The 11,655-nt window shown below is 38.8% G+C and carries 6 protein-coding genes; all 6 read left to right on the forward strand.

Going from position 1 to position 11,655, the window contains the following annotated elements; genetic code table 11:
• Positions 1 to 758: Ig-like domain-containing protein (locus LJE72_RS25275; protein ID WP_229250882.1), on the forward strand; the 758-nt coding region annotated here is incomplete at its 5' end.
• A 64-nt stretch (positions 759 to 822) separates the two neighbouring features.
• The gene (locus LJE72_RS25280) at positions 823 to 1,794 is read left to right on the forward strand and encodes a hypothetical protein (RefSeq protein WP_229250883.1); all 972 of its coding nucleotides are present in this window, start codon (positions 823 to 825) and stop codon (positions 1,792 to 1,794) included.
• 11 nt (positions 1,795 to 1,805) lie between these two features.
• Positions 1,806 to 2,744 carry a hypothetical protein gene (locus LJE72_RS25285; protein ID WP_229250885.1) on the forward strand — a complete coding sequence of 313 codons (939 nt, stop codon included), beginning with the start codon at positions 1,806 to 1,808 and terminating at the stop codon, positions 2,742 to 2,744.
• 29 nt (positions 2,745 to 2,773) lie between these two features.
• Complete coding sequence (locus LJE72_RS25290; RefSeq protein ID WP_229250887.1) at positions 2,774 to 10,519, forward strand: RHS repeat-associated core domain-containing protein; 7,746 nt, start codon at positions 2,774 to 2,776, stop codon at positions 10,517 to 10,519.
• Positions 10,520 to 10,598: 79 nt separating this feature from the next.
• The gene (locus LJE72_RS25295; protein WP_229250889.1) at positions 10,599 to 11,366 is read left to right on the forward strand and encodes a tetratricopeptide repeat protein; all 768 of its coding nucleotides are present in this window, start codon (positions 10,599 to 10,601) and stop codon (positions 11,364 to 11,366) included.
• A gap of 30 nt (positions 11,367 to 11,396) precedes the next feature.
• The gene (locus LJE72_RS25300) at positions 11,397 to 11,573 is read left to right on the forward strand and encodes a hypothetical protein (protein WP_229250891.1); all 177 of its coding nucleotides are present in this window, start codon (positions 11,397 to 11,399) and stop codon (positions 11,571 to 11,573) included.
• Positions 11,574 to 11,655 lie beyond the last annotated feature (82 nt).

Consider the following 11,655-nt stretch of genomic DNA (forward strand, 5'->3'; position numbering starts at 1 on the left):
TGAATAACGGAAGTACTACGAGCGCAGCAATAAGTTGGGATGGCGGAACTCCAGCGTACGATGGCAATACTAGCGGGACTTACAAGTTTACCGGAACGCTTATCTTACCCAATGGTGTCTACAATCCTAATAGTTACAATGCTACGGTTAATGTGATAGTGGGTACCCCCCTGCTAACGGTTACCTCAGTAAACTCTCTTAATAATATCGAAGTTTCAATGGGAACAAGCTTAAGTCAGGTAGGGCTATTAGACACGGTAATAATAAGCTTAAATAACGGAAGTACTACGAGCGCAGCAATAAGTTGGGATGGCGGAACTCCAGCGTACGATGGGAATACTAGCGGGACTTACAAGTTTACCGGAATGCTCACCCTACCTAGTGGAGTCAGCAATCCTGATAACTATACAGCTACGGTTAATGTGATAGTGTCAACTACAAACATTACGGAGGGAGATATTTTCGATTATGTTATCACTGGAACCCATCTTACAATTCCCACAAGGACTGTAACCATCTCATATAACCCAGATGATGTCCAGTTGATAGATCTATTCGGGTTAACAACCGCCTTAGATACAATGACTTCCGGACCTATCCCTGGTACCAATATTACTATTAATCAGAATACAGCAGGAACGATTAAGTTTACTGTAAACCTACCTATCTCGAGTGAGACCTCCTGGTCTGGAGTGCTAAACTCAATTAAGTTTAAAGCCAAAGTAAGCCACCCGAGCATTTCTTATACAGTGCAATAGATTGCTATCATTGCCGAGATGACCGAAGGACTAAATTACTAATATGAGTGAGAAGAGGAAAAATATGGTTAAATTCAAGAGCGGGCATTACCAATACTTTGCCATAATAATGATCGCAGCTTTGCTATTTTCAACCTTCGGAACGGTACAAGGTGTATTTGCGGATAAAAAGCAACCTATTGTAAAAACCAAGGATCAGCTTAGCGCTCAAGATAAACAAATCATTAATGATATCTCAAATATGACCGGCATCAAAGCCGAAGAGATCATGAAGCTCAAAACATCAAGTAATACATGGAATGACGTCATGGACAAGCTTAAAAACAGGACTGAAACGGACAATCAAGATGTCCTACAGGAGAGAATCAACCTTTTGGCAGAATCAGGACTTGATGCGGAGTTTATAAAGAAACTGAGGGAAGCGGGCTTTGATAATAGCAAAATAATAGAGGCCAAATCGTTGGTAGATAGGGTAACCTCCCAGTTGAAGAAAATACTGGATGCCAATCAATCTGTTCCAACTAAACCTTCTAATGGTTTGAGCCAAGAGGATGCAGACATGCAGGAAATCGACGCCTACAAGGAATTGGCACGCAAAATTGATCCGAAAACTGCTGTTGAACTTCTCCTGAAGCTAGAAAAAGATTTCGGCAGCATGGAGAAAGTATTTGATGAGTATTTGCTTTCCCTGCAACTTGAGGTGGATCTAAAAATTTATTTAACGGATAAGGAAGCTTATGAAAAAGAAAAAAGTGAGCAAAGTGCCAAATTTGACTTGAGTAAAAAGATTACCTTGGCAACTATTGAAGCCAAAGTGCTGGAATTAATCCAAAATATGAATCCAAGCAATACAATGGCTCCTCAGGATGTACCGAATAAACAGGCTGATTTAAATAGCGTGGTTAAGGACGACAAAGATGAAATGCAAATGCCAGCAGGGCCTTTACCGGATGTTCAAAATCCTAAGCCTCCAAATCCTCAGGAAGAATTAATGAAGGAAGTTAATGATTTAGTTAATAAGAGTCTGAACAATTGAGGGGGATAGCTATGAAAAAGAAAAAAGCAGTGACCAGCCTAATCTTGATTGTTATGAGTGTCGTATTTTTTTCTTCGGGATATATGGTTTATGCCATGAATGACAACAGTAAGACTGAAGAACAGACTATTCATGAAGATCCGATGCTTGGAAAAATTGATAGGGAAAAATTGCGTACTCCGGAACCGGCAATGAGACCACCGGTTACGCAAGCTATAGAGTTTGATAAGCCGGTCGAAAAGGAAGCTGAGTTCAGTGAAATTTTAGTAACAGGTGATATTGTAGATAAGATCAAGAATTCAGATAAAAGTAAGTTTGACAAAAATATCGCCATCTATGAGAAAACCCTAGTTCAGTTAGATGTACCGCAAGAGTTTAGAGGTCAGATTGAAAACCTACTCAAAAAGGATAAAAAAATTCAGAATATCCTTCCAATTTATAATTTCCTTTATGACAATTACGGAACTATTGACGAGCTGGATAAATTAGTAGTCAAACTGGACTCAGGGGGAAATCTTGCAGATATCATTACGGAATATGATAATACCAGCCTCAAATTTGTGCCCAGGGATTTTGAAGATCAATATCTGAAAAAGCTGATGGAAACGTTGTCCGTTGATGACATAATGATTGCTGATAGGCTTTCACAAAAAGGAGTATCTAAATTTGAAGACCTCATCGCAAGGCGACAATCTGGGGAGTCATGGAAGACAATTAATTCCGAGCTCGGCGTTATCAATACATCGGATCAGTTTCCGAAGGTGTCACTGACTCGTGCTCAGGTCAATAAATGTATGCAGGATAATGGATTAAATGAAAATGATGCTATGAACGTCTTAGTTATGACTTCAAAAACCGGCAAGGATTATGCAACCGTAACGAGTGAATTAAAGAACGGAAAGAAGAAAGAAACTATTTATGCAGAGGCCTATACCGAAAAATACAAATAAAACGTATCAAGAGAGGAGGTTAAAAAAAGATGAGCAATATGAAGTCTAAACTATTGCTTTTGACGATATTTATAATTCTAGTAGCACCGAGTAGTGTGCATGCAGATACTTTAGCGGATTATATGAATCACGAACTTGGCCCAAGTGAAAGATATAATACTATGGTAACACCCTCGTACACAAGAACTAATTCCGTTGAAGATTATGTTGACCCCCAAACTGGAGAAGTACATGTAAACCAGACGGATTATATACTCCCCGGAGTCAACGGCTTGGATTTGGAAATTAAGAGAATATATAAAGACGGATTAACAACTTATTATAATAACCTCGTAGGTTATAATTCAAGTGGAGCGTTGGTAGAGGTATTAGATAATACAGCAAGAGAGGATAATTCTTACTTAAACTCATTTTATGAGATGAGATATAACCTGGGAAGTGGCTGGAGATTTTCATTTCCGACCATTGAAAAGTTAGGATCTAAGCTATACCTTCATACTGAATCGGGCGATGTCTACAAACTAAATGGACCAACCGGCGATGTATATACAATTGATAACCATCCGGTTCAAGACCTGACTTTAAAAAAATGTGGCAGTACTTCATTTACAAGCATTGCGACCTCTGCTAGTGGGTCAAACCGTACGATGTATTCTTCATACGTTATGACAGAAAAAAATGGCAGAAACACCTATTTTGATGAAGAAGGTAGAATACTGGGAATCGTTGACAGATACAAAAATAAAATTACATTTAAATATAAAGACCATATCAAAGATTTAGATTCACCATTACCGGATCTCAAAAAGACATTAATATCAACAATAACTGATTCTGCAAATAGAGTCGTGACGATTGATTATACGGACAAAAAATACTACTGCAATCCGAATGAATCAGATATAAATCATACTAGCCAAGTGATAATAACTTTACCTGATCAAAAACATATTGTCTATGATAAAGGCTGCTTAATGACCATTTCAAACGAAAATGGGGATGTTGCAAGAACATTTCTTTGGAAAGTCTATGATGTTGACGTTGATATAACTCAACCATTTAATGAAGATAATCCTGTAAAATGGAGCTATAATTATGAAAAATCAAAGCTTGGCTTTACTTTTTTGTTTGGAACGGACTATAAATTATACGATAGTAATGTAACTAATGATAGGTATAATTGGTATCAAAATCTCTATTTAGTAGATAATTGGAAGACTGAACATGCGAAATTATTCTATCATGGCGGCATGGCTTACACTACGGATAACGCTAAGGTTAGGTATGTAAAACCGTTAAACTCTGATGGAAGTATGGAATATAGAAAAATTAAGGAATTATTGTACTATGACGCTAATGACTCTTATGCTGATAATTATCACATTTACAACTATACCAATGAACCTCAGGGGTATACCTTTAATTCAAGTACAAATACTTGGAGTATCTATTCAGGATATGACGAAGACAATGAAAATTACCTAAAAAATACGTATCGCTATTATACGCAAATCACAGACATGAAAGGGGCTATAACAAAATGCACCTTTGATGGAACCCATCAGACCGTTAATATGGAAAAACACGGTGATAATCACAAGGAAGTAACGACCACCACTTTTGATGCTAATAAGCTGCCCCAGAAGGTTCAAACGGTTTCATATAACGTAATTAATGGGGTGGCCGGTAATTCTATAACCAAAACTGAAAATTACCTCTATGACCAGAAAGGAAACCTTACCCAGTACACCGGACCGGAAGCAGCCAGGGATGCCGGCGGCAATCCCACCGGAACCACCTATAAAACCCCAGAAAATACGACAGTTAATGAGCATACCGTGGTGTATACTTATGATCCTAACTTTAGTATTTTAACTTCAAAAACGTGGAAGCAAGATGCTACAACGGTGAGTAGAATAGAATATACTGTCAATTCAACCAACGGCAATGTGACCCAGATGAGAAATATACATACGGGAAGTAACATCCTCACCGATTTCCTGTATGATGCTAAGGGCAATATAACTCAAAAGAAGATCCACTATGCGGATAACAGCGGGAATACCTACACGACAAATTATGAATATGGTTCCCAATATGGAGGAGCCTATTTAACGAGAGAATACAGTGTCGTCGATGGAGCCCAGGTTTCTAAAAAATACACTTATAATTTTCAAACCGGACTTAAAACAGCTGACACTGATGAAAGAAACAACACAACCAATTATGCGTATGATATTTTTGGCAGAGTTACAACTATAACCTATCCCGATCAGAGTACAAAGCAATATGTATATCATGATTATTTGGGATATCAAGATTATTATGGTAACCGGCTTCGTGATGTGGCGGTAGAGTATACGGATCCTCAACTGAATAAATTCATGTATATATACGATGTATTCGATAATCTAAAACAATTCAGCATATATGGGAATTATGAAAATACCCAGAAGTGGAAAATTCTGCGGGAAATGACCTATGACTCGAATAGTAATAAAATCAAAGAGTTGGATGCTTACGGACATAGCACGCAATTTGTCTATGATAGTGCTAATCGGCTTACGGAAAAATCCTTTTGGGCAGATGATTCATCAAAAACGACATCATTGACCTTCCAATATACGATAGGTGCCGACAGTAATACCCCGCTTCTTGTTGTCAAAACTGACGAAGACGGATATGTTGAAAAATACTATTGTGATATCCTGGATAGGGTCATTCAGTTGAAAAACACCCCGGATAAAGTGAATTTCTATGCTGCCAGTTACACCTATGACTATATAGGTCACAAAACAAGTGAAACTGATGCATTAAACCATGCGACCAATTATGTTTTCGACGATTTAGGGCGACTAAAGACTGAAACGGATGCCCGGAATCATTCAACGGAATATTTTTATGATGCCGGAGGGAAGCAGATCCAGATAAAGAACCCTAGGGGAAAATCTACTCACTATGAGTATGACTTGCTGGGGAGAATGATCAGGAAAAAAGAACCGGCCACGGATGGAACGACGGCTATTACCAGATATATTTATGATGCAGCTGGAAACAAGGTTAAGGAAATATCCCCTAACAACTATGTTTCGGCGAAAGACACGGCCAGTCTGGCTGCGACCATGACGGGGATGTCCTTTACCTACACAGTCATGAACCAACTGCAGTCCACACTTTCGCCGGAAGGTAGCGTTATTGAGTATAGGAGTTATGACCCCAACGGAAATGTCCTAAAAGTCGTTGATGGGTTAAGGTATACTGGGAATATTAACACATCACCAGGTACAAGCTATCTCTATGACGCTTTCAACCGTAAAATAAAGCAAACGAATGCCTTTGGCAACTATCAAAGCTTCACCTATTTACTCACCGGTCAATTAACCACATCAACGGATGCTAATAATTACACAACAACTTACTCGTACTATCCCGACGGTACGTTACAGAAAGTGTTATATCCCGATGGCGGGTTTGTTACTTATACTTATGATAACCGTAAGTTTAAGAAAAACGAGACAGATCAGAGAGGGAATACAACGAGTTATTCCTACAACGGGTTTGGTAAAATTAGCACAATAACGGATGCTAAACAAAAAACGATGGTCTATACCTACTATAATAATGGCAACCTGAATTCAGTGAAGGATCAGCGGGGGCATTACACTTATTATAGTTATTATGCGGATAACGACCTACAGCAGAAAAAGACGTCTCTTGATGCTAGCAACTATGCCATTGTGAACTATGTGACGGATGAATGCGGCAATATCACGCAGAAAACGTTCACTGGAACTTTGGATAGTACGTCAAGGGTAACCACCTACACCTATTATGATAATAACCTCCTGCAGACTACCTCCGATACCAGCTCCCAAAACAACAGCGGCGGTTACACAAAAAACTACTATGATCATAACCAAAACTTAATTAAAGTAGAATCCAAAAGAGATGCTTCCAATATGGATGTTTTAAAGTATATTTATGACAACCGTGACCGGAAGATTCAGAGCATCAAACTGGTCGATCAATCCGATATCTATGATGCAGCATCCTTGCCTAATTTGGCAGCGCTACTGGACAATGGCAAACTGCAGATCATCACAGGGTATACTTATGATGTCTTAGGGAACCTGACATCCATCATCGACCCAAGAGCGTATGGCTATCTGGCTGGAGATACAGTCAATCGAAACAAATATACGAGCTTCAATGGCTATGATGGTTTAAACAGGCTTGTAACTGTAACTAAGGAGGTCAACGGTGTCAATGTAGCCACTAAATATTACTATGACGCTGTGGGCAATAAAAAAGCAATAAAAAATGAAAGAGGTTTTTACACTGTATTAACCTATGACAGTATGAACAGGCTCTTGACTCTGACTGAATCCGAGACGGACACGTCCCTTAAAGCTTATACTGAGACACAGATCATCAGCTTGGCAGGTCAAACGACGAATACACTCAAAAAGACCGTAATAAACAGCTATGACCTAGTGGGCAACAAGACGTCGTTGATCGACGCTAACGGGTACAGGACGAATTATGTTTATGATGCCCTGAACAGACTGCAAACGGTTAAAGCACCTTATGACCCGAGTAAGCCTGATTCATCCACTAATCCGTATAATCAAGTAGTTTACGAAAAGGTTTATGATGAAAGCGGTAACCTCATCAAAGAAATTGATGCTAAAGGATTTCTTTCCGGTAGTAGCGATAGTTCTAGATACGGGACGGAGTACACCTATGACTATGCCAACCGCCTAGTGAAAGTATTAGATCCGGAGGGCAAGGCCAAAGGGTTAGCTTTTACAACTCAATACCTTTATAACCAGTATGGCGAAAAAACCAAGCAAACAGATGCCTGTAATAATGCTACAAGTTATGCTTACAATAGTGCCGGAAAACTCTTGAAGGTTACAGATGCCTTAGGAGTTGTTACCAGCTATACCTTTGATAATGCAGGTAATATGCTTTCGATGATCAACGGTAAAGGGAAAATTACTCAAAATGGTTATGGCAGCGGTAGTGTGTTGCGGACAGAAATCGATGCCTTAAACAAAAGTATAACCTATAAATATGACCTTGCAGGGAATGTCGCCGACGTCATTGACCGTAATGGCAATGAAACGACCATGGGCTATGATTTAGGGAATAGGCTGTTGTCAAAATTAGTGGCCCAAACCGGCGATGAGGTAAGTTATACCTATGATAATATGGGAAATCGGGCTACGATGACGGATGTCTCTGGAGTGTCGACCTACTCTTATGATGCCAATAATAGACTTTTGAATGTAGCTAAAGGCGGAGCCAACCAAATAAACTATACCTATGACAAAGCCGGAAATGTCCTGACAGTTGCCGACAGCAAAGGGTTTACCACGTCCTACACCTATGATGCGGCCGCTAGGATGGGGACAGTGAAGTATACCATCAACGGCAGTGCCAAGACAACAAACTATACCTATGACCTCAATGGCAATCGACAATCCATTGCTTATCCCGGCGGTATCACAGAGAATTACCAATATGACAAAAATAACAGACTACTGACCCTAGCTAATGCTGCACCGGCTGGTACTGTATCAAATTACCAATATACCTATTATGACAATGGGCTGCAAAAAACCAAACAAGATAGCTATGGAACAACCACTTATAGTTATGATGGGAATGGCAGAATCCAACAAGTTAATGGGCCGGGTAAAACCACCGTCTATACCTATGACGAGGCAGGCAACAGGCAAAGTATGGATGAGACGTATACCTCCGATCAGTCCAGCGGCTATGCTGACCAGGCAAATCAGGCTGATATCAAGTATGCGATCAAGCACAGCGATTATGTTTATAGCGATACAAATACTCTGATGCAGCTGACGGAGACGATGAAGAACTCTGCCGGGACTGAAGTGCTGCGTAGAATAACCTATAACCAGTATGATTTTAACGGGAATCAAGTATCTCAGGAATCCAACTATTTACAACCGTATAGCGATGCAGTAGGGGAGACTTTCAAAGCGGTTTATTATGATAACGATTCCACCAGCTTTGACAGTAACCTGGAAAGGACCGAGAATACCTATGACGGATTCAACAGACTAACCAAGGTTGACGGAATAAAATCTGGCAGCAGAGTGACCAGTGAATTTACGTATAATGGGGATGACTTAAGAGTTAAAAAGGTCGTCAAGAAATCTTCTAATAATTATGCTCCAGAAGAAACCAACTATTTGTATAACAGACAGTACGTCATCCTAGAATCGGACGGTAGCAATAATGTTAAAGTAAGATATCTATTAGGTGTAAATTACATCGGCAGGGTAGATAGCGATAACAAACTGTCCTATTTCCTGTATAATGGACATGGGGATGTCGTACAAACGATTGCTGAAAATGGTACCGTCGAGAACCAGTATGATTATGATATCTGGGGCAATCCGACACTAACGATAGAGCCGCAGTATTCATGCGCCGTAAGGTATACTGGTGAGTTCTATGATGATGAAACCGGGTTGTATTACCTAAGGGCTAGATATTATAATCCAATGACAGCTAGGTTTATGAGTGAGGACACGTATCTTGGTCAGAGAGAAGATCCGTTGAGTTTAAATTTGTATACGTATTGTGTTAATAATCCGATTATGTATACCGATCCAAGTGGGCACGCAACAGTTTATGGTCCAACTGCCGAAATAAATCATGCAAGAGCAATATGGAAAAGTATGTATACTTATGTGGATACGTCTACAACCTATGTTAACCCCAAAAATATCCTGTTTAATGATATTATTCTAGGGGGGGAATTTGCAGGCGGAGGTGTGGCAACAAATCCCAACGGAGCGGTTAGGCTAGCAGGATACGATTTACAAGCAACTCTAAGAGAAATAAATAACTATAGTCCTTCAAATATTAAAGTTTTTGGCGCACCAACAGATCTATCTAGTGCAAAAGGAATATTTGGATTAATCGGATACAACTATATCGATACAACCACTGTAAAGAAATTGACATTAAATTCGAAGAATATAGTTGTAGGTGGTAAAGGTGCATTAGGGGTTGCTGGAGGCAATATGGTTCTTAACGGAGCGGCTTGGCTGTATGGAGATACTGCAGGAGATACTAAGCAGGAAATATATGACTATTACTATGCAAAAAAACATCCTAACAAAAATGGTGGAAGTAATAATTCGAGTACATCACCTACTTCAACTGATATTCCTAGTAAGGAGACGGGTAATGCCGGAAAAGGTAATTTATATTCAATACAAGGGATGAGTATGCCTAGTTACACAGTCAAATCTGGAGATACATTATGGGATATTGCTCAAACCTACGGTACATCTGTTGATGCGATTGCAAATGCTAACGGTATTTCTAACCCAAACCTTATCAATGTTGGTCAAAAGCTTTTAATACCGTCTGGATTAATTAGTATTGACTCTGGTGATGATTATGATGATCAGTATGACGATTGGTATGAGAGAAATGTAAAAGAGCGAGGGCGGTCAAGTGACGCTAAAAAGAGAGAGGCAAGACAGATTGATGATGCGTGGGGTAAAGAAAGGGCTTCACGTGAGGGAAAAGCAAGAGAACTACATGACTTAAAACAAGGCGGTAGAAATGATGACAATCAATCATTTAATGACTTAAAAAATGGAAACTTTAGAGACAAAGTAAGTGAAATTACAGGTTTAACTGGTGGTGCATTAACTATCTACTTGATACTTTCTGAAGGTTCAAGGGTATTCCCACCCAGGAACTTAGTGCCAGTACCGTAAGGGAGATTTAACTGAGTGAATGGCTTGTGTATAGGCATTCACTCGGTTTCCCAATCGTTTTGCAGAAGGAGATTATGAGATGACATCAGAAAAGTATTATGAGAAGGCTGAAATCTATTACATTAATAGACAATATGAAAAGGCATTAAGTTGTTTCAAAAAGTCTTATGACTTGAAGAAGACTAACGACTGTTTGAATTATATTGGTTGTTGTTACTTAGAACTAAATAATTATATTTCAGCAATTAATATTTTCAGTAAACTCAACAAAAACTCTCCTGGATGGGAAAGACCTATTTTTAACCTTGGGAGAGTTTATCTAAAAACAGAAAACTTCAAAAAAGCTTTATCGTATTTTCAAAAAGCAATTTTTTTAAACCCAGATAACTCAGATACATATTATTATTTGGGTGTTTATTACGATAAAATTGAAGAATACGAAAGAGCAAAAACCTATTATGAAAAGTCATTGGTTATTGATAATAAGCAGTCTGAAACACACTTGAATTTAGGTATGTGTTATTTTAGATTGAATGATTATGAAAATGCTCTTAAAGAATTTAATCTTGCATACGATTACGACAATAATTGTACAGATGCAATTAAGAACCAAGGTTTAGTTTTTCTTTCTATGAAAGACTATAATGATGCTCTAGAGAAGTTTCTTTTCATGTCCGAAGTAGAACCTGATGATATTGAAAATATGTTGGATATCGCTTTCTGTTACTACAGAATTAATAATTTAGAAAATGCTCATGAATGGATTAACCGCATAATGAAAATTGATGCCAATAACGAAGAAGCTAATAAGCTATTAAAAGCAATTATTCGTAGGTCTTCAGTTTAAGGCTGAAATTAGCTGATTGGTAAACAATTGATGAATATGGACGAAATCGTTCTAGATGGAGAAATTGACAGCATTGATTTTTCTCAGGACTTTCCCTATGAGATAGAAAAGCGCTATCGGAAGATGGTCCGGGAAGACAGGGACTATGCAGAACCTATTTTTGATTATCTAGTCGGTAAGCGATGGAACACCTACCGTATTGCATAAAAACAGCTCCACCGATACGGCGTAGAGCTGTTTTTAATAAAATCCTTCGCTAGCAATTTTTTTGATATAGTTATACTTCTTC

Source organism: Desulfosporosinus shakirovi, from assembly GCF_020595055.1.
GTDB classification, from domain to species: Bacteria; Bacillota; Desulfitobacteriia; order Desulfitobacteriales; family Desulfitobacteriaceae; genus Desulfosporosinus; species Desulfosporosinus shakirovi.

Excerpts from the sequence above, each read along its gene's own strand:
- LJE72_RS25285 (WP_229250885.1), top strand. The coding sequence starts at position 1,806 with ATGAAAAAGAAAAAAGCAGTGACCAGCCTAATCTTGATTGTTATGAGT.
- LJE72_RS25290 (WP_229250887.1), top strand. The coding sequence starts at position 2,774 with ATGAGCAATATGAAGTCTAAACTATTGCTTTTGACGATATTTATAATT.
- LJE72_RS25295 (WP_229250889.1), top strand. The coding sequence starts at position 10,599 with ATGACATCAGAAAAGTATTATGAGAAGGCTGAAATCTATTACATTAAT.
- LJE72_RS25280 (WP_229250883.1), top strand. The coding sequence starts at position 823 with ATGGTTAAATTCAAGAGCGGGCATTACCAATACTTTGCCATAATAATG.
- LJE72_RS25300 (WP_229250891.1), top strand. The coding sequence starts at position 11,397 with ATGAATATGGACGAAATCGTTCTAGATGGAGAAATTGACAGCATTGAT.